The organism is Amycolatopsis circi (genome assembly GCF_003385235.1).
GTDB classification, from domain to species: domain Bacteria; phylum Actinomycetota; class Actinomycetes; order Mycobacteriales; family Pseudonocardiaceae; genus Amycolatopsis; species Amycolatopsis circi.
The window spans coordinates 1-17,468 of record NZ_PQIA01000167.1 but is presented as its reverse complement, the minus strand read 5'-3'; the positions used below and the strand labels follow the sequence as shown (position 1 = coordinate 17,468).

General features: G+C 69.4%; 14 protein-coding genes. 8 read left to right on the top strand and 6 right to left on the bottom strand.

From position 1 onward, the window contains the following. Positions 1 to 411 precede the first annotated feature (411 nt). Together D0D37_RS41200 and D0D37_RS41195 are read left to right on the top strand one after the other, a co-directional pair. Positions 412 to 753 (top strand): hypothetical protein, encoded by a 342-nt coding sequence (locus D0D37_RS41200; protein WP_208720491.1) that lies wholly within the window; start codon positions 412 to 414, stop codon positions 751 to 753. A gap of 26 nt (positions 754 to 779) precedes the next feature. Beyond that, positions 780 to 1,130, top strand: coding sequence for a DUF3817 domain-containing protein (locus D0D37_RS41195; RefSeq protein ID WP_116205997.1), 351 nt, complete (start codon positions 780 to 782; stop codon positions 1,128 to 1,130). A 59-nt stretch (positions 1,131 to 1,189) separates the two neighbouring features. On the opposite strand, the gene D0D37_RS41190 is transcribed toward D0D37_RS41195, so the two are convergent. Then, on the bottom strand, positions 1,190 to 2,791 hold the full coding sequence (locus D0D37_RS41190; RefSeq protein ID WP_116205996.1) for a solute symporter family protein: 1,602 nt from the start codon (positions 2,789 to 2,791) through the stop codon (positions 1,190 to 1,192). Next, the gene (locus D0D37_RS41185) at positions 2,788 to 3,225 is read right to left on the bottom strand and encodes a DUF485 domain-containing protein (protein WP_116205995.1); all 438 of its coding nucleotides are present in this window, start codon (positions 3,223 to 3,225) and stop codon (positions 2,788 to 2,790) included. Before D0D37_RS41185 ends, D0D37_RS41190 begins: the two co-directional genes overlap by 4 nt. A 968-nt stretch (positions 3,226 to 4,193) precedes the next feature. On the opposite strand from D0D37_RS41185, the gene D0D37_RS41180 reads away from it, so the two are divergent. Genes D0D37_RS41180 through D0D37_RS41165 form a run of 4 tightly spaced genes read left to right on the top strand, consistent with a single transcriptional unit; the run spans position 4,194 to position 10,323 of the window. Then, complete coding sequence (locus D0D37_RS41180) at positions 4,194 to 8,501, top strand: sensor histidine kinase (RefSeq protein ID WP_425267024.1); 4,308 nt, start codon at positions 4,194 to 4,196, stop codon at positions 8,499 to 8,501. Then, positions 8,498 to 8,950: a roadblock/LC7 domain-containing protein gene (locus tag D0D37_RS41175; RefSeq protein WP_037809909.1), complete on the top strand. Its 453-nt coding sequence runs from the start codon at positions 8,498 to 8,500 to the stop codon at positions 8,948 to 8,950. Before D0D37_RS41180 ends, D0D37_RS41175 begins: the two co-directional genes overlap by 4 nt. 7 nt (positions 8,951 to 8,957) lie before the next feature. Then, positions 8,958 to 9,728: a DUF742 domain-containing protein gene (locus D0D37_RS47645; RefSeq protein WP_208720489.1), complete on the top strand. Its 771-nt coding sequence runs from the start codon at positions 8,958 to 8,960 to the stop codon at positions 9,726 to 9,728. Continuing rightward, complete coding sequence (locus D0D37_RS41165) at positions 9,709 to 10,323, top strand: GTP-binding protein (RefSeq protein ID WP_116205993.1); 615 nt, start codon at positions 9,709 to 9,711, stop codon at positions 10,321 to 10,323. Before D0D37_RS47645 ends, D0D37_RS41165 begins: the two co-directional genes overlap by 20 nt. A gap of 561 nt (positions 10,324 to 10,884) precedes the next feature. Here D0D37_RS41165 and D0D37_RS41160 read toward each other — a convergent pair. The 3 genes from D0D37_RS41160 to D0D37_RS41150 are packed head-to-tail and all read right to left on the bottom strand — an operon-like array spanning position 10,885 to position 12,298. Next, positions 10,885 to 11,535: a DUF899 domain-containing protein gene (locus D0D37_RS41160; RefSeq protein ID WP_116205992.1), complete on the bottom strand. Its 651-nt coding sequence runs from the start codon at positions 11,533 to 11,535 to the stop codon at positions 10,885 to 10,887. Further along, entirely contained in the window at positions 11,532 to 11,969 is a 438-nt protein-coding gene (locus tag D0D37_RS41155; protein WP_116205991.1) for an SRPBCC family protein, read from the bottom strand. Before D0D37_RS41155 ends, D0D37_RS41160 begins: the two co-directional genes overlap by 4 nt. Further along, positions 11,966 to 12,298: an ArsR/SmtB family transcription factor gene (locus D0D37_RS41150; RefSeq protein WP_116205990.1), complete on the bottom strand. Its 333-nt coding sequence runs from the start codon at positions 12,296 to 12,298 to the stop codon at positions 11,966 to 11,968. Before D0D37_RS41150 ends, D0D37_RS41155 begins: the two co-directional genes overlap by 4 nt. Positions 12,299 to 12,419: 121 nt before the next feature. Here D0D37_RS41150 and icmF point away from each other — a divergent pair, with 121 nt between their 5' ends. After that, positions 12,420 to 15,659 (top strand): fused isobutyryl-CoA mutase/GTPase IcmF, encoded by a 3,240-nt coding sequence (icmF, locus tag D0D37_RS41145; RefSeq protein ID WP_116205989.1) that lies wholly within the window; start codon positions 12,420 to 12,422, stop codon positions 15,657 to 15,659. 3 nt (positions 15,660 to 15,662) lie between these two features. Here the strand turns inward: icmF and D0D37_RS41140 are convergent, their stop codons facing one another. Then, the gene (locus D0D37_RS41140) at positions 15,663 to 16,367 is read right to left on the bottom strand and encodes a class I SAM-dependent methyltransferase (protein WP_116205988.1); all 705 of its coding nucleotides are present in this window, start codon (positions 16,365 to 16,367) and stop codon (positions 15,663 to 15,665) included. Between the two features lie 107 nt (positions 16,368 to 16,474). On the opposite strand from D0D37_RS41140, the gene D0D37_RS41135 reads away from it, so the two are divergent. Next, positions 16,475 to 17,311 carry an LLM class F420-dependent oxidoreductase gene (locus D0D37_RS41135; RefSeq protein ID WP_116205987.1) on the top strand — a complete coding sequence of 279 codons (837 nt, stop codon included), beginning with the start codon at positions 16,475 to 16,477 and terminating at the stop codon, positions 17,309 to 17,311. Positions 17,312 to 17,468: the final 157 nt, after the last annotated feature.

Below are 17,468 nucleotides of genomic sequence, written 5' to 3'. Positions count from 1 at the left end.
GCTCCCCGCGAACAGACCGGACGATCTAGGCAATCGCCAGTCCTAGCCGGGAGCCCTGTCGCCTAACCACCCGCCACGCACACCACCGCCGAACCGTGATCAACCACGCTTAAGTTCCTGGCATTGGTACTTAGATTCCCTCAAGGGGCCCTTCACGGACCACGTCCGCACCGCAGCGACGCCCTTAGAGCCCGGGCCGAGTCACGAAAGCGTCCGGTGGGCGCTGCTTCCGGAGGTTCGCCCGAAGCCAGCTCCGGCGCGGCAACCGCGGCGAATCCGGCCGCAAGCCGCGGGTTGGGGCGCCGGTCACGACCTCGCCGCCTCTCAGCAACGCTCCCTCGCGCCAGTGCTAGCGTCGATACCGTGCCCGCAGATCCCGGCCCGGCCGCGTCCCCGCTCGGGCGCCGGCTCATGATCGTCGCCACGAGCGTCGTGAGCCTGGCGCTGTGCTGCGGGCTGGCCTGGTGGCAGTGGGACCGGTTCACGTCCGCCACCGGCACCTTCCAGAACCTCGGCTACGTGCTGCAATGGCCGCTTTTCGGACTGTTCCCCGCGTTCATGTTCTGGCGCATCAAGAAGCTGCGCGAACGCGAAGAGGAAGCCGCCGACCAGGCCGGCCACACCGCACCCGCCCCGGCCCCGGTTCGCGTGCCCGCGCCGCGCCCGGCCGCGGCACCCGTCGAAGAAGACGACGAACTCGCCGCTTACAACCGCTACCTGCGCGAGCTCAACGCCCGCGACCAGCAGTCCTGAACGCCCGCGGAAATGAGGACGCTCCCATGACGACCAGCACCGACGGTGCCGCCCCCGCTCGCCAGTCGAAGGTGTCCGGCTCGCTGACCCGGTTCCGCGCCAGCGCGTACGTGACCGGTGTCGGCCTGCTCGCGCTCTGCGCCACCATGGTCATCGAGTACGGCTTCGGCAACGCCACGCCCGCCGCGGTGTACTCGCCGATCCACGGCGTGCTCTACATGATCTACCTGGTGCTCACCATCGACCTCGCGCTCAAGGCCCGCTGGTCGATCAAGAGCACCGTCCTGGTCTTGCTGGCCGGGTGCGTCCCGTTCGTGTCGTTCGTCGTCGAACGCCGGGTGACGCACCGCGTGCAGGCCGGGCGCGACATCTTCTGAGCAGCAAAAAACCGCGGCGCCCGGACTTTCCGGGCGCCGCGGTTTTTTTCTGCCGGGGGTCAGGAGCCGAAGCCGATGCCGGTCAGCGACCGGACCTCCATCTCCGCGTGCTTGGCCGAATCGCCCTTCGAGCGGCCGACGAACGTGCCGATCGCGCCGCACAGGAACGACACCGGGATCGACACCAGGCCCGGGTTCTTCAGCGGGAACCAGTGGAAGTCGACGCTCGGGAAGATCGAGTCCGGCGCGCCCGACACCACCGGCGAGAACAGCACCAGCACGACGCAGGCGATGAGCCCGCCGTAGATGCTCCACAGCGTCCCGGTGGTGTTGAACCGCTTCCAGAACAGCGAGTACAGCAGGGTCGACAGGTTCGCCGACGCCGCCACCGCGAGCGCCAGCGCCACGAGGAACGCGATGTTCTGGCCGTTGGCGAGGATGCCGCCGACGATGGCGAACAGGCCGATCACGACCGCGGTCAGCCGGGCGACCCGGACCTCGTCCTCCGGCTCGGCCTTGCCGCGCTTGATGACGTTCGCGTAGACGTCGTGCGCGAACGAGGCGGACGCGGTCAGCGTCAGCCCGGCCACCACGGCGAGGATCGTCGCGAACGCGACCGCCGAGATGACGCCGAGCAGCACCGTCCCGCCGACGTGCAGGGCCAGCAGCGGTGCGGCCGAGTTCTCGCCGCCGGGCGCGGCCTTGATCTCGTCCGGGCCGACGATCGCCGCCGCGCCGAAGCCGATCACCAGCGTGCACAGGTAGAACACGAACATGCACGCGGTCGCCCACACCACCGAGCGGCGCGCCTCGCGGGCGTTCGGCACGGTGTAGAAGCGCATCAGCACGTGCGGCAGCGAGGCGACGCCGAGCACCAGCGCCAGCGACAGCGAGACGAAGTCGAGCTTCGTGGTGCCGTTCTTGCCGTAGGAGCCGCCGGGGGAGAGCAGGTCCTTGCCCATCGGGCTGTGGTCGGTGGCCGCGCGCAGCAGGCTCGAGAAGTTGAAGCCGTACTTGCCCATCAGGAACACGGTGATCAGCGAGGCCGCGGTGAGCAGGATGGTGGCCTTGATGATCTGCACCCAGGTGGTGCCCTTCATGCCGCCGAGCAGCACGTAGGAGATCATCACCAGCCCGACCACGGTGATCACGATCGCCTGGCCCCACTTGGAGTGGACGTCCAGCAGCAGCGCGACCAGGCCGCCCGCGCCCGCCATCTGCGCGAGCATGTAGAAGAAGGAGATCACCAGCGTCGACGTGGCCGACGCGGCGCGCACCGGACGCTGCTTCATCCGGAAGCTGAGCACGTCGCCCATGGTGAAGCGGCCGGTGTTGCGCAGCAGCTCCGCGAGCAGCAGCAGGTCGACGAGCCACGCGACGAGGAAGCCGATGGAGTAGAGGAAGCCGTCGTAGCCGTTGATCGCGATCGCGCCGGCGATGCCGAGGAACGACGCCGCGGACAGGAAGTCGCCGGACAGCGCGACGCCGTTCTGCCTTCCGGTGAAGGCGCTGTCGGCGGTGTAGTAGCCCGACGTGGACGAGCGGCGGTTGCCCGCGCGGTAGACCACGAACAGGGTGATCGCGACGAACAGCGCGAACACCCCGGTGTTGATCAGCGGGTTGCTCGCCGAAGCTCCTTCGGCGAGCGAAGCGGTGGTCACTGAGGGGTTCCTTCCGTGACGGCGGCCTGCGCGCGGATCTCGGCCGCGCGCGGGTCCATCTCGCGGTCGGCGAAGCGGACGTACAGCGCGGTGATCGCCGCGGTGGTGGCGAACTGGCCGAGACCGAGCAGCATGCCGACGTTGACCAGGCCGAAGACCGGCGTGCTCATGAAGTCGCTCGCGTAGGCGGCGAGCACGACGTAGACGAGGTACCAGGCGAAGAACCCGATGCTCATCGGGAACACGAACCGGCGGAAGCGGCTGCGCAGCGAGCGGAACTGGGGGCTGCGCTGGATCTGCTCGTAGTCCGGGCCGCGCTTGCGGCGCCTGCTGCGGGGGGCGGCGTCGCCTCCTTCGCGGTCGAACAGCGCGGGCATCTGACCGGTGTCCTCGGCCGCGGCGGCCGGTCCGGTGGTGCGCGCGACGTTGTGCATGGCTGCCTCCGGCAACTTGCGCGGTGGATGGCGGCGGGCATCGTTCGAGAAAGCGCCCGGATCGCCCTTGCGGACTGGGAGGCGGCCATAGTAACGACGCCGCCGGAACGCGGAAAAAGCCGGTTCGGGAGGGCGCCGGAAATTCCTTTTCGCCCGGGAAATAGCGGGAAACGGCGGGTCCGGGCAGATCACAGGCTGATCACTCGGAATAGTGAGCACCGATGTCACGGGGAGTTGCCGGGCTCCGTCCGAGTTGCGGCAGATGGCGGAGTGACGGGCCGGTCAAGATCCACTACGGTGACCGGTCGTAGCCGCCGGGCGGGGCGGCCGCTCCGCTTCGGCGGGCAGGTCCGCGGCCCGGCGGGGATTCCCAGGCAGAGAAGGGAGGCTGGCAAAAATCACCGGGTCGGGCGGCGCGTCGCTGCATCTCCACAACATCGGGTTCAACTTCCGGGGGCACCCACCCGATGGGGGCACGGAGCGTAGTCCCAAAGAGGGTGTTGCTTACCCTGTGTGGGCTAATCGGGTGACGGCCGGACGCCGGTGCCGAGAGCGGCGGGTAACCGGAATTCCCGCGCCGGGCGATCCTTCTCGAATCCGCGGCTCAGAGTTGCCGCAGTCCGACTATTTTCCCAGGTCAGCCCCCCGATGCGGAACGCAATAACGCAGGCGGCGATTGGTGTACGATTCTTTGGCCCCAGCCGCCCGCAGCGATCGATAGGCGCAGACAAGTTGATCTCGACCACCGCCGTGCAGTCCGCAAGTTGCGTCGTGCACGTGCATAGTCCCGGGAAGCCGATCGCCTCCCGGACCGGTGCCGGGTCGGCGAGCACGCGTCCGCCCCTGGTCGGACGCGCGGGCAGGCGGACCGCGGGGCTCCGCGCCGGAAGCGCGCTGCGCACCGGGAGCGGACAGAGCCGCGGGAACCGCCGACGGGCCGCCACGACGCCGGACAGGGAGTCACTTTCGTGACCGTAGGAGAAGGCCAAGTGCCTGTGGAGAAGCTGCTCGGCCGCCCGCCCAAGCGGCCGCGCTGGTCGTCGGGCTGGCGCGCGGCGCTGCGCTGGCGGGACTGGGGCCTGCCGGTCAAGCTGTCCGCGGTCACGATCGTCCCCATCGTGCTCGCGCTCGTCCTCGGCATTACCGCCATCGCGGGCCAGGTCTCGCGGTCGAGCGACTACCAGCGGATCGACCGGCTCGTCGGGCTGAGCACCCAGCTGCGCGCGCTCACCGACGGGCTGCAGCGCGAACGCACCCAGACCGCCGCCCAGCTCATCGCGGGCACCTCGGGCGTCACCCCCGAACTGAAGGCCGCCCGCGCGGCCACCGACGCGGCGGTCGCGCCGTTCACCGAGGCGGCCGCCCGGGTAGGGGCCGACGGTTCGAGCGTGTCCGGCGCGGTGAACTCGGCGACCGCGCAGGTCAACGAGATCGCGGTGATCCGCCAGCAGGTCGGGGCCGGCCTGCTGAACGCGGCCGAGGCCGTCGGCGACTACAACGCCGTCACCAGCGCGCTGATCGGAGCCGACACCGCGGTGTCGGCGGGCGCGAGCGCCGACGCGCTCGGCAGCACCCCGAGCGCGCTGCACGACCTCGAAGCGGCCAAAGAACAGGCGTCGGTCACCCAGTCGCTGGTGGGCTACGGCATCTCCGCCGGCACGCTGACCCCGCAGCAGCTGAGCGACGTGCGCGACGCGGAACTGCGTTTCGACGACCGCGTCGCCGACTTCAACGCGGCCGCCACCGCGCCGCAGCGCCTCGACTTCGAGAGCACGCTCAAGCCGGACACCTCGTACGACCGCAAGCGGATGCTCGGCACCGTGCTCGGCGGGCAGGGCGTCTCGACCGACGACGCGCTCAAGCGGATCTCGCCGCAGGAGTGGAACAACGCCTCGAACGCGGTGACCGCGCAGCTGACCGAGGTCTCCGGCCGGATGAGCACCGACCTCACCGCGGCGTCGTCCGCGCTGGTGGAGGACGCCGGCAGCAGCGCCGGTCTGCTGGCCGTGCTGCTGTTCGCCGCGCTCGCCGCCGCCGCCGCGGTCGTGTTCGTCATCTCCCGCCAGCTGCTGCGCTCGCTGAAGGTCCTGCGCCGCAGCGCGCTGGACGTCGCGGAGAAGGACCTGCCCGAGGCGGTCCGCAACATCCAGGAGGGCCGCGCGCAGAGCGTCGAGGTCGAGCCGGTGCCGGTCCAGGTGCAGGACGAGGTCGGCGAGGTCGCGCGGGCGTTCGAGAAGGTGCACAGCCAGGCGCTGAAGCTGGCGACCGAACAGGCCGCCATGCGCGCCGGCTACTCCAGCGTGTTCGTCAACCTGTCGCGCCGCAGCCAGAGCCTCGTGCAGCGGCAGCTGCAGCTGATCGAGCGGCTGGAGCGCGACGAGGAAGACGCCGACCAGCTCGCCACGCTGTTCCAGCTCGACCACCTCGCCACCCGGATGCGGCGCAACAACGAGAACCTGATGGTCCTCTCCGGCGCCGAGCCGGGCCGCCGTTCCGGCCAGCCGGTCGCCACGCACGACGTGCTGCGCGCCGCGGTGTCGGAAATCGAGCAGTACCAACGGGTTTCGGTGCAGCACCCGCCCGCGGTGAAGATCGTCGGGTTCGCCGCGAGCGACGTCCAGCGGCTCATCGCGGAGCTGCTGGACAACGCGACCGCGTTCTCCGCGCCGGAAACCCAGGTGACGGTCGCGACGCGGCTCGCCGAGGACGGTTCGCTCAACGTCGACATCCTCGACAAGGGCATCGGCATGAACGAGTACGAGGTGGTGGAGGCCAACGGCCGGCTCACCGACTCGGGCTCGGTCGACCTCGCGACCTCGCGCCGGATGGGCCTGTTCGTGGTCGGCCGCCTCGCCGGCCGCCACCGCATCGGCGTTTCGCTGCACGGCGGCAAGGACATCGTCGGCGTGCGGGCCACCGTGATGGTGCCGCCGGAGCTGGTGATGACCGGGCTGGCCACCGTGCCGGGCGACCGGTCGGAACCGGGCCAGCTGCCCGGTCCCAAGACCAGCCTCGCCGCCCCGCCCGTCGCGCCGGGCGGGCTGCCCCGCCGCCAGCGTCCGGCCAACGGGTCGGCCGTGCCGGGTCTCGTTCCGCAGCAGGGCAGCAACTCCGAGGAGACGCAGCGCTGGCCCTCGGCCGGCGACCTCGCGGGCTTCTCCGGCGACAAGGTCGCGCGTCCGCCGTCGGACCTCGAGGTGTCCGGGACCGCGCTGTTCAGCCCGATCCCGCGCGACGACGACACGCCCGCCCCGCCGCCGCCCGCGCCGAAGCTCCCGCAGACCTTCGACGTCCCGCCGCCGCGCCCGGAACCGGAACTGGCAGCGGAAACCCGCGACGAGCGCGACGGCGAACTGCCCTCGGGCAAGGACCTCTTCTCCGCGGCCAACGCGACGACGCTGAGCGACTGGTGGAACCAGGCCGCGCAGCAGGTTCCGGAGGTCCCGCCGCCGTCCGCGGCCGAGACGACGATCGAGAACACGCCGATTTTCGACGAGATGCTGTCGGCCTGGTTCCGTTCGCCCGCGCAGCCGCCGCCCGCCGCTCCGGCCGCTTCGCCCGCGTCTTCCGCGCCGGGCAAGGCCGCCGCGGAACCGGAAGCGGACGAGGAACAGCAGCAGCGCAACTGGGATTTCGCGAGCGACGAAAACTGGCGGACAGTGCAGGCACTGTCCCAAGTGGAGCCGAACTCGTTCACCAAGTCGGGCCTGCCCCGGCGCCGCCGCGGCGAACAGCTCATGCCGGGCAGCGCCGCGCCGGAGTCGGCGGTGCCCCCGGCGGAAGCGCCGGGCAAGGGTCTCCTGGACCTCCCGGTCCGAGACCCGGCGGACGTGCGGGGGCGGCTGAACAGCTTCCAGCGCGGCGTCACGCGTGGTCGTCAGGAAGTTCGCGGCACGGAGCCGGAAACCGCTGGCAGCACTGCGGATTCCGGTACCGCGGACGCTTCGAGCAGCACCACGGCACCGGAGCGGGCTCGTGCCCACGACGCGGCGATCCGGCGGCGGCAGACGGTCGCGGGTGCGTTCGGCGTTCCCGCGGACCAGAACCGTCCCGGCGGGATGCCGCAGCGCACCCCGGGTACGTCCGCGCCGTTCGGCGGCCAGCCCGGCACCGGCTCGACGGACGCGCCCGCCGGATTCGGCGGACGGCCCGCGGACGCGGACTCGCCGGACGAGACGGCTCCCGTCCCGGCCGTGCCCCCGGCGTTCGACCCGGACGGCGGATGGCCGCGCCAGGAACCCGCCGCGCGCACGGAACTGCCCGCGCCGCAACCCAACCGGGGCGTCCGGCCGGACAAGCCGGACAACCTGCCGACCCGCCGCAAGGGCGCGAGCAGCCTCCCGCCCGCTCCGCCGACCGCCGACCCGAACCAGATCCCGGCGGCGGTGGCCGGGCTCGAAGCAGCGGTCTCCGGCACCGGACAGACTCCCGCGTCGCAGGCGGCACAGGCTTCGGCCAACGGCCAGACCGCGGCGCCGGAGAAGGCGGACAGCCCGGCTCCGTCGAACGGACAGGCTTCCGCCGCGCCTACCGCGCAGGGCACGGAGCAGACCTCGCTGTGGGGCAAGCCTGCGGAGAACCCGGTGGCAGGCAAGGCTTCGCCGCTGACGACGTGGCGCAGCGCCACGCAGTCCCCGGCTTCCGCGCCGAACCAGCCGACGGAAACCGCGGCGCAGTCCGGCACGGCGGCGGACCAGGCTCCGGCCGCTCCGGCTCCGGCGCAGGGCTTGGCCGGGGGACTGGGCCAGACCCGGGTGCCGGGCCAGAACCTGCCGAGCCAGACCGGAACGCCGGGGCCGACCGCGTCGCCGGGCCAGTCCGGAACGCCGGGGCAGCAGACCGGGTTGTGGGGTCAGCCGCTGGTGCCGGGACAGGCTCCGTCGCGGCAGTCCTCCGCCGGTCAGGACGCCTCGCAGGCGCCGTCGGTGCCGTCAGCGCCGGGCGGCACCGACGGTTCGGCGAGCCCCGCCCCAGATCCTGCCGAAGCTACCGCTGAGTGGAACTTCGGTTCCGACGAAGGATGGCGGACAGTCCAGTCGGTGTCCCAGTCGACGCCCGCTTCCTTCACTTCGGCAGGATTGCCCCGGCGCCGCCGGGGCGAGCAACTGCTTCCCGGCAGCGCACCGCCGCCCGCCGGGTCGGCGAGCCCCCGTCCGTCCCGCGACGCGCACGACGTGCGCGGTCGCCTGAGCAGTTTCCAGCAGGGGATCCAGCGCGGCAGGCACCGCACCGCGCAGGCCGCTGAGACGAACCACGAAACATTGGAGGGTGAATGACCTCGCCGAATGCGGCCCAGCCGCAGCAGAATCAGTTCGGCTGGCTGGTGAACGACTTCGCCGACCGCGTCCCGGGCGTCGCCCACGCGGTCGTCGTGTCGGCCGACGGTCTTCTGCTGACGGCCTCCAACCGGCTGCCGCTCGACCGCGCCGACCAGCTCGCCGCCGTGGCGTCCGGGCTCGTCAGCCTCACCCAGGGCGCCGCGCGCTGCTTCGAGGCGGGCTCGGTGCGCGAGACCGTCGTCGAGATGGAACTCGGCATCATGGTGCTGATGTCCATCAGCGACGGCTCCTGCCTGGCGATCCTCGCCGCGCCCAACTGCGACATCGGGCAGGTCGCCTACGAGATGACCATGCTCGTCGACCGCGTCGGCCAGATCCTGACCCCCGAGCTGCGCGCGCAGCTGCAGGGCGCCGGGGGCTCGCTGATCGGCGAACCGGTGGGATGATGGCGCGATGAGCCAGGGGTCCGGATTGTTCGGCGAAGAGCCCGGTACCGGCGGCGAACCCCCGCGCGGGGAGGAGCCCGCCGCCGGGGACGACGGCACGTTCGCCGACGTCCTCAACGGGTTCAGCCTGGATTCGGGCCGCTCGCGCAGAAAACGGAAAAAGAGCGGCAAAGAAACGAAGGAATCCCAGTCCCCAGCGCCGCCCGCCGCGGGAGCGCACGCGGCAGCGGACCCGCCGCCGGCACCTGTGCCGCCGGCCGACCAAGGAGATGGTGTGACCTCTCTCGTCTCTCCACCGGGCAGTACGGACTCCGACGGCCCCAGACCAGGCGGGCTCTTCGACCCGGGACCGCCGAGCGGCGAGTTCTCGATGCCGTCGGCGATCGTCCGTCCCGAGCGCCACGAACGGGTGGACCCGGCCGAGGAGACGTCGATCGTGCGCCCGTACGCTCTCACCGGCGGGCGCACCCGGGCGAACTACGCGCTCGAACTGGAGACCCTGATCTCCACCGAAGACCATGTCGCCGCGGGGGGCTTCCCCCAGGCGGCGGCGGAGCAGATCGAGAGCATCTCGATCATGGAAGCGTGCCGGACCCCGCGTTCGGTGGCGGAGATCGCCGCGGTGCTGTCAGTGCCGCTGGGGGTGGCACGGGTCCTGATCAGCGACGCGGCCGACGCCGGCCTCGTCACCGTGCACCGGACGATCTCGGGCCAGGACGGCGCCGAAGCACACTTGATGTTGATGGAAAGGGTTTTGAGTGGACTCCGTCGGCTTTAAGGCACCGCGGGAAACCGCGCCCCCGACCATGACATCGGCGAAGATCGTGGTGGCGGGCGGCTTCGGAGCGGGCAAGACGACCTTCGTGGGTTCGGTGTCGGAAATCGTTCCGCTCACCACCGAGGCGATGATGACCGACGCCAGCCGCGGCATCGACAACCTCGACCAGACCCCGCACAAGACGACCACCACGGTCGCCATGGACTTCGGCCGCGTCTCCCTCGACGCCGACCTGATCCTCTACCTGTTCGGCACGCCCGGCCAGCAGCGGTTCTGGTTCATGTGGGACGACCTGGTGCGCGGTGCGATCGGGGCGGTCGTGCTCGCGGATACCCGGCGGTTGGCGGACTCGTTCGCGCCCATTGACTTCTTCGAGGATCGCGGGCTGCCGTATATCGTGGGGGTTAATACGTTTGATGGAGTGCTGGAGCACGACATCAATGATGTGCGCGAGGCGCTGTCCATTGATTCGAGCATTCCGATTGTGCGGTGTGATGCTCGGGAGCGGGAATCTACCAAGCAGACGCTGATTACGTTGGTTGAGTATGCGATGCGGCAGTGGATCGCGCTTAGGGCTGCGAAGGCGCATCAGTAATTTTGGCGCCGACTCCGTCGTCGCGGGCGGGATCGCCTTTTAGTCGGCGTGTGGAGGGGCAGTGCGCCCGGCCCGGGGGGCCGTGCACACTGCCCCTCCACACGCCGACGCGATCCCGCGTTGTGGTGGGGTTTTGGGGTTAGCGCTTGGTGTGGTGGCGTAGTAGGACGACGGTGTCGCCGTTTGCGGTGGCTTTGTGCTTGGCGACTTCTTCGGGTAGGTCGCCGGTGGCGTTTGGGTGTTCCAGTCGGCCTTGGTCGGGGTGCGGGAGAAGACCAGTTTGGCTTTTTCCGCCAGATTGGTGCGAAGGCCAGGTCGTGGGGGTGGTTTGAGATGGACTCCACGTCTGGCCCGTAGCTCGACATCATTTCCCATACTCGGCGGCCGTAGGCGAACATTGCGGCGCGGGTGGACAGTTCGTTCGCGTAGTCCTAGAGTTCTGGGCCCATTTGGGGCCAGTCGAACTCTCCGGACGGGCCTTCGACGCAGCCGTCCAGTGACGTGTGGACTAGGTAGACCAGGTCGGTCATGGCGGGCTGGACATCCTCGCGCGCGAAAGTTTCAGTACTCGTCGTGGCGGCGCCACCAGCTGCTGGGGGCGTCGGTGCCGCGGGACTCTTCTTCCCATGCCTCTTGGCGGCCGAACGGGGTGACGTCCAGGTACCGCAGCGTGGTGACGAACTGGTCGCCGCCTCGGCCTTCGGTGAAGTAGGTGCGGTAGATGTCGGTGCCGTCGCGGAGGAAGACGCTTACGCCGAAGCCGCCGTCGATGCCGCAGTCTGCTGGGAAATCCGTGCCTGCCGCGGAAACCCAGGGGATCGTCCAGCCCATCCTGGACCAGTACCGTTCGATCTCCGGTGCGGTCGCGGGGGCTACGACCTTGAGGGTCACGTCGCGGGCGTTGAGGTGGGCTGGGTGGCTCATGTTGTCCACCAGCAGCGAGCAGCCGGGGCAGCCTGCTTCGTCGCCGGGGTGCAGCATGAAGTGGTAGACGATCAGCTGGCGGCGGTCGTCGAAGAGGTCGAGCAGGCTTTGCGTGCCGTCCGGGCCGGTGAATTCGTACTGCTTCGCGAAGCGGACCATGGGCATTCGGCGGCGTTCGGCGGCCAGTCGGTCGGCGGCGCGGGTGTGTTCTTTTTCCTTGCGTAGCAAGGATTCGCGGGCGGTGGCCCATTCTTCCGGAGAGACGACGCGGGGGAGTGCGGTGGTCATTTCATTTCCTCCAGGGTGCGGGTTAGATCTTCGAAACTGGATTGCCAGCCATCGATGTGGCCATCGCGCTCAGCTGCGTTCGGGAACGGGGCTTGGTGGAACGTCATCGAGGTCTTGCCTGCTAGCTCAGTGAAATCGATGGTTACCAGCGTTTCGCCGACTTCGTCTTCCGGGTGCTGCCAGCGGAACGTGAACACGAGCCGGGACGGGGCCGCGACCTCGCGGTAGGTGCCGGACACCCGGCGGTCGACGTCGTGTTCGGTGCTGGTGATCCGGCTGTGCCAGGCGCCGCCGGGGCGGGGGTCCGTGCTGGTTTCGGACGCGACGAAGCCGTGCGGGCCGAACCAGGCGGCCAGGTGTGCCGGGTCGGTCCAGGCTTGGAACACCAGCTCTCGTGGGGCGTCGAAGACTCGCACGATGGTCAGTTCAGTCATTCGGTCCCCTCCTGAAGCTGCCGCAGGTGTTCGTCCAGGCGGTCGAAGCCGGTTTCCCAGAAGTGGCGGTACTCGGCGACCCACCCTGCGACGTCCGCGAGCGGTGCGGCTTCCAGGCGGCACGGGCGCCACTGGCGAGTGCGGCCGCGGCTGATCAGTCCGGCTTGCTCCAGCACTTTCAGGTGCTTGGACACCGCTTGCAGGCTCACCTCGAACGGCGCGGCCAGCTCGTTGACGGTGGCTTCGCCGCGAGTGAGCCGGGCGAGGATCGCGCGCCGGGTCGGGTCCGCCAGTGCGGCGAAGGTGGTGCTCAGCTGGTCTGTCGGCATCAGTGCTCAATCAATCGGTTAATTAACTAATAGGTTGAATATAGCGCACGGGTCAACCCTTGAGAGCCGGGTCACCCCGGCCCGGGTTTCCAATAGTAGGAAGTCCTAGTAAATTGGGAGGATGAGCGGCAGCGATCTGTACCGTCCTTCGAACCCGGTCCGGTTCGTCACGGCGTCCAGCTTGTTCGACGGCCACGACGCCTCGATCAACATCATGCGCCGGATCCTGCAGTCCCAGGGCGCGGAGGTGGTGCACCTCGGCCACAACCGCTCCGTCGACGAGGTGGCTACGGCCGCGATCGCCGAGGACGTCCAGGGCGTCGCCATCTCCGCTTACCAGGGCGGGCACGTCGAGTACTTCAGCTACCTCGTCGAGTTGCTGAACGAGCGCGGTGCGGGGCACATCAAGGTGTTCGGCGGCGGCGGTGGCGTCATCGTGCGCGAGGAGATCGATCTGCTGCATTCGCGCGGCGTGGCGCGGATCTTCTCGCCCGAAGACGGCTACGAGATGGGCCTCCCGGGCATGATCAACATGATGATCAAGGCCTGCGACAGCGACCTGTCCGCGCAGCCGCCCGCCTCGGTCGACAAGCTGCTGTCCGGCGACATTCAGGCGCTTGCGCGGGTGATCACCCAGCTGCAGCGCGAAAACCTGCCCGCCGAATGGCTGTCGGCGATCAACGAGGCCGCTGGGCAGAAGCACGTACCGGTTCTCGGCATCACCGGCACCGGCGGGTCCGGCAAGTCCTCGCTGACCGACGAGCTGATCCGCCGCTTCCGGCTCGACCAGGAGGACAAGCTGCGCATCGCGGTCCTCGCGGTGGACCCGTCGCGGCGCAAGGGCGGCGGCGCGCTGCTCGGCGACCGGATCCGGATGAACTGCCTCGACGGCTCTCCGGTGTACTTCCGTTCGCTCGCCACCCGTACCACCAGCGGCGAGATTCCGGCTGGACTGAAGGAATCGATCCTGGCTTGCAAGGCGGCCGGGTTCGACCTGGTGATCGTGGAGACGCCGGGCATCGGCCAGGGCGACGCGGGCATCGTCGACTACGTGGACGAGTCGCTGTACGTGATGACGCCGGAGTTCGGCGCCGCGTCGCAGCTGGAGAAGATCGACATGCTCGACTTCGCCGACGTGGTCGCGATCAACAAGTTCGAGCGCCGTGGCGCCGAGGACGCGCGTCGCGACGTCGCGCGCCAGATGGTGCGCAACCGCGAGGCGTTCGGGTCCGCGCCGGAGGAAATGCCGGTGTACGGCACGAGCGCGGCGAAGTTCAACGACGACGGCGTGACCGCGCTGTACCAGCACCTGCGCGACATGCTCGCCGACCGCGGGCTGTCGGTGTCGGCGGGTACGCTGCCGGCGGTGTCGGGCAAGGTTTCGACGGACGCCAGCACGATCATCCCGGGCAACCGGGCGCGCTACCTCGCCGACATTTCCGAGACGGTGCGCGGATACCACGAGCAGACCGAGAAGCAGGTCGCCGCGATCCGCAAGCACGAGCACTTGGCCGAGGCCAAGGCCGCGCTGTCCGAAGTGGACGCCAGCACGGACGCGCTGGACGGCCTCATCGCCGCTGCGGAGTCCGATGTGGACGGCGAGTCGACAAAGCTCCTCGAACGGTTCCAGGCGCTCGCCGCGGAATACCGGCAGGACGAGCTGGTGGTGAAGATCCGGGACAAGGAGCTGCACACCCAGCTGTGGCGGGAAACCCTGTCCGGCAACCGGATCCCGCGCGTCGCGCTGCCGCGCTACACCGAGTCCGGCGAGCTGCTTTCCTTCCTGCGCCGGGAAAACCTGCCCGGCTACTTCCCGTACACCGCGGGCGTGTTCCCGTTCAAGCGCGAGGGCGAGGACCCGGCGCGGATGTTCGCCGGCGAGGGCGACGCGTTCCGCACCAACCGCCGGTTCAAGCTGCTGTCGGCCGATTCCGAGGCCAAGCGGCTCTCGACGGCGTTCGACTCGGTCACGCTGTACGGCCACGACCCGGACACCCGCCCGGACATCTACGGCAAGGTCGGCACCTCCGGCGTCTCCATCGCGACGCTGGACGACATGAAGGCGCTCTACGACGGCTTCGACCTGACCGCGCCGAACACCTCGGTGTCGATGACGATCAACGGCCCCGCGCCGACGATCCTCGCGTTCTTCCTCAACACCGCGATCGACCAGAAGTTCGCCGCGTTCCGCGAGGAGCACGGGCGCGAGCCGTCCGAGGCCGAGGCCGCCGAGGTGCGCGAGTGGGCGCTGAAGAACGTCCGCGGCACCGTGCAGGCGGACATCCTCAAGGAAGACCAGGGCCAGAACACCTGCATCTTCTCCACCGAGTTCAGCCTCCGGATGATGGCCGACATCCAGGAGTGGTTCATCCAGCACGGGGTGCGCAACTTCTACTCGGTGTCGATCTCCGGCTACCACATCGCCGAGGCCGGGGCGAACCCGATCTCGCAGCTGGCTTTCACACTCGCCAACGGGTTCACCTACGTGGAGTCGTACCTGGCGCGCGGCATGGACATCGACGATTTCGCGCCGAACCTGTCGTTCTTCTTCTCCAACGGGATGGACGCGGAGTACTCGGTGCTCGGCCGGGTCGCGCGGCGGATCTGGGCCGTGGCGATGCGCGAGCGCTACGGCGCGAACGACCGGTCGCAGAAGCTCAAGTACCACGTGCAGACCTCCGGCCGCTCGCTGCACGCCCAGGAGATGAGCTTCAACGACATCCGCACCACGCTGCAGGCGCTGTGCGCGCTCTACGACAACGCGAACTCCTTGCACACCAACGCGTTCGACGAGGCGATCACCACGCCTTCGGAGTCCTCGGTGCGGCGTGCGATGGCCATCCAGATGATCATCAACAAGGAGTGGGGCCTGTCGAAGAACGAGAACCCGCTGCAGGGTTCGTTCGTGATCGACGAGCTGACCGACCTGGTCGAGGAGGCCGTGCTCACCGAGTTCGACCGGATCTCCGAACGCGGCGGCGTGCTCGGCGCGATGGAGACCGGCTACCAGCGCGGCCGGATCCAGGACGAATCGCTGCTGTACGAACGCAAGAAGCACGACGGCTCGCTGCCGATCATCGGCGTCAACACCTTCCGCAACCCGAAGGCGGGAGAGGACGACGTCGAGGTGGAGCTGGCCCGCGCGACCGAGGACGAGAAGCAGTCCCAGCTGCGCCGGCTCGCCGATTTCCAGCAGGGGCACTGCGAAGAGGCCCAGCAGGCGCTCAAGGCGCTGCGCGACGCGGCCACCCGCGGCGGCAACCTGTTCGACGTGCTGATGGATGCCGCGCGGGTGTGCTCGCTCGGTCAGATCACCGAGGCGTTCTTCGAGGTCGGCGGCCAGTACCGGCGCAACGTCTGACCGTCAAGCGCGCTGCGCGGCCAGCCGCCACATCGGGACTAGGACCCGGCCCTGCTCGTCGACGTCCAACGCGTCGAGCGCGGTCGGGTCCGGCTTTTCGTCCTGCGAGACGGCGGCGACCGCGGCGATGAGGCCTTCGCGGCTCATTGCGGTGGTGTAGACGGCTGGTTCGATGACGCTGATCGTCCAGCCGTTGCCGACCGTTTCGCGCAGGTTCTGCTCGGTAATCCGGTACGGCACCGGGAAATTCGCCGGAACCGTGTCGGAGAAACAGAACACGTTCAGCTGCGCGCCGGGCTTGGTCGCGCGCACGAGCGCCGCCACGTACGCGTGCCGCTGCTCCTCGTCGAGGCAGTGGTAGAGCGCGCTGTCCAGGACCGCGTCAAAGCGGCCTTCGTACCCGTCGAGCCGGGTCGCGTCCGCCTGGTCGAAGGTGATGTCCAGGCCCCGCTTCGCGGCCGTTTCGCGGGCCCGCCCGAGAGCGGTCGGCGCGCCGTCGAGACCGGTCACACGGTGCCCGCGAGACGCGAGGTACATCGCGTTTTCGCCGAGGCCGCAACCGATGTCGAGCACGTCGCCGCGGAACCCGCCGGCCGCTTCGAGCGCGACCACCGCGGGCTGCGGGCCCGCGATGTCCCACGGGATCTTCTCCCCGATCGGGGTCTTGCCCTGGTACATCTCCTCGAAGTCGACGTCGGTCACGTCCATCCGGAGCCTCCTATTCAACGTGTGATGATTTAACGCTAGCGGACGAGACCGGTGATCTGTCAACAGCCCGCGGGAATACCTGCCCGATCCGCGGAGTAGAAGGAGGCATGGATTTCGGCATCTCGACGTTCGTGACCGACGAAGGCATCCGGCCCGACGTGCTCGGCGAGGCGGCGGAGGAGCGCGGCTTCGCGTCCCTCTTCCTCGCGGAGCACTCACACATCCCGACGAGCCGCGAAACGCCGTACCCCAGCGGGGGCGAGCTGCCGCGGGTCTACTACCGCACGCTCGACCCGTTCGTGGCATTGACCGCCGCCGCGGTGAACACCTCGAACCTGGTGCTGGGCACCGGTGTCGTGCTGCTGATCCAGCGCGACATCATCCACACCGCGAAGGAGGTGGCGTCGCTCGACCTGGTGTCGCGCGGCCGGTTCGCCTTCGGTGTCGGGGCGGGCTGGAACCGGGAGGAAATGGTCAACCACGGCACCGACCCTCGCACGCGGGGCGCGCTGCTGAACGAGCAGATCGCCGCGCTGAAGGCGATCTGGACGCAGGAGGAGGCCGAGTTCCACGGCAAGCACATCGACTTCGATCCGATCTTCGCGTGGCCGAAGCCGGTGCAGACGCCGCATCCGCCGATCCTGGTCGGCGGCGCGAGCGACGCGGCGCTGAAGCGGCTGATCGAGCACGGCGACGGCTGGATCCCGAACCCAGCGGTGTCGCCGGACGAGGTGCGCCGCGTGCGTCAGCAGCTCGCTGAGGCGGGCCGTGGGGACATGCCGTCGACGCTGTTCGGCGGACCGGCCGATGCGGACGCGATCAAGCAGTACGCCGACGCCGGGCTGAACCGGTACGGCTTCATGTTGCCGACGCTGCCGGAGGCGGAAACGCTGGCGCTGCTGGACGAATACGCCGCCCTCGCCGCCGCTTTCCGGAACGAGTGACGTGCCGTGAAGGACTCCTTGAGGGAATCAGACCTGGATCCACCGGTGTTTGTGGTGTTGTAGGCCGTGTCTGGACGCGCAGATGCCCTCTGGCCTGGGATGGTTGTTCTTGCGAAGGAAAGACCAATCCGAGCGAGAGGGCATCTGCTGGATGCGA

Excerpts from the sequence above, each read along its gene's own strand:
- D0D37_RS41200 (WP_208720491.1), top strand. The coding sequence starts at position 412 with ATGATCGTCGCCACGAGCGTCGTGAGCCTGGCGCTGTGCTGCGGGCTG.
- D0D37_RS41195 (WP_116205997.1), top strand. The coding sequence starts at position 780 with ATGACGACCAGCACCGACGGTGCCGCCCCCGCTCGCCAGTCGAAGGTG.
- D0D37_RS41185 (WP_116205995.1), bottom strand. The coding sequence starts at position 3,225 with ATGCACAACGTCGCGCGCACCACCGGACCGGCCGCCGCGGCCGAGGAC.
- D0D37_RS41175 (WP_037809909.1), top strand. The coding sequence starts at position 8,498 with ATGACCTCGCCGAATGCGGCCCAGCCGCAGCAGAATCAGTTCGGCTGG.
- D0D37_RS47645 (WP_208720489.1), top strand. The coding sequence starts at position 8,958 with ATGAGCCAGGGGTCCGGATTGTTCGGCGAAGAGCCCGGTACCGGCGGC.
- D0D37_RS41160 (WP_116205992.1), bottom strand. The coding sequence starts at position 11,535 with ATGACCACCGCACTCCCCCGCGTCGTCTCTCCGGAAGAATGGGCCACC.
- D0D37_RS41155 (WP_116205991.1), bottom strand. The coding sequence starts at position 11,969 with ATGACTGAACTGACCATCGTGCGAGTCTTCGACGCCCCACGAGAGCTG.
- D0D37_RS41150 (WP_116205990.1), bottom strand. The coding sequence starts at position 12,298 with ATGCCGACAGACCAGCTGAGCACCACCTTCGCCGCACTGGCGGACCCG.
- icmF (WP_116205989.1), top strand. The coding sequence starts at position 12,420 with ATGAGCGGCAGCGATCTGTACCGTCCTTCGAACCCGGTCCGGTTCGTC.
- D0D37_RS41140 (WP_116205988.1), bottom strand. The coding sequence starts at position 16,367 with ATGGACGTGACCGACGTCGACTTCGAGGAGATGTACCAGGGCAAGACC.
- D0D37_RS41135 (WP_116205987.1), top strand. The coding sequence starts at position 16,475 with ATGGATTTCGGCATCTCGACGTTCGTGACCGACGAAGGCATCCGGCCC.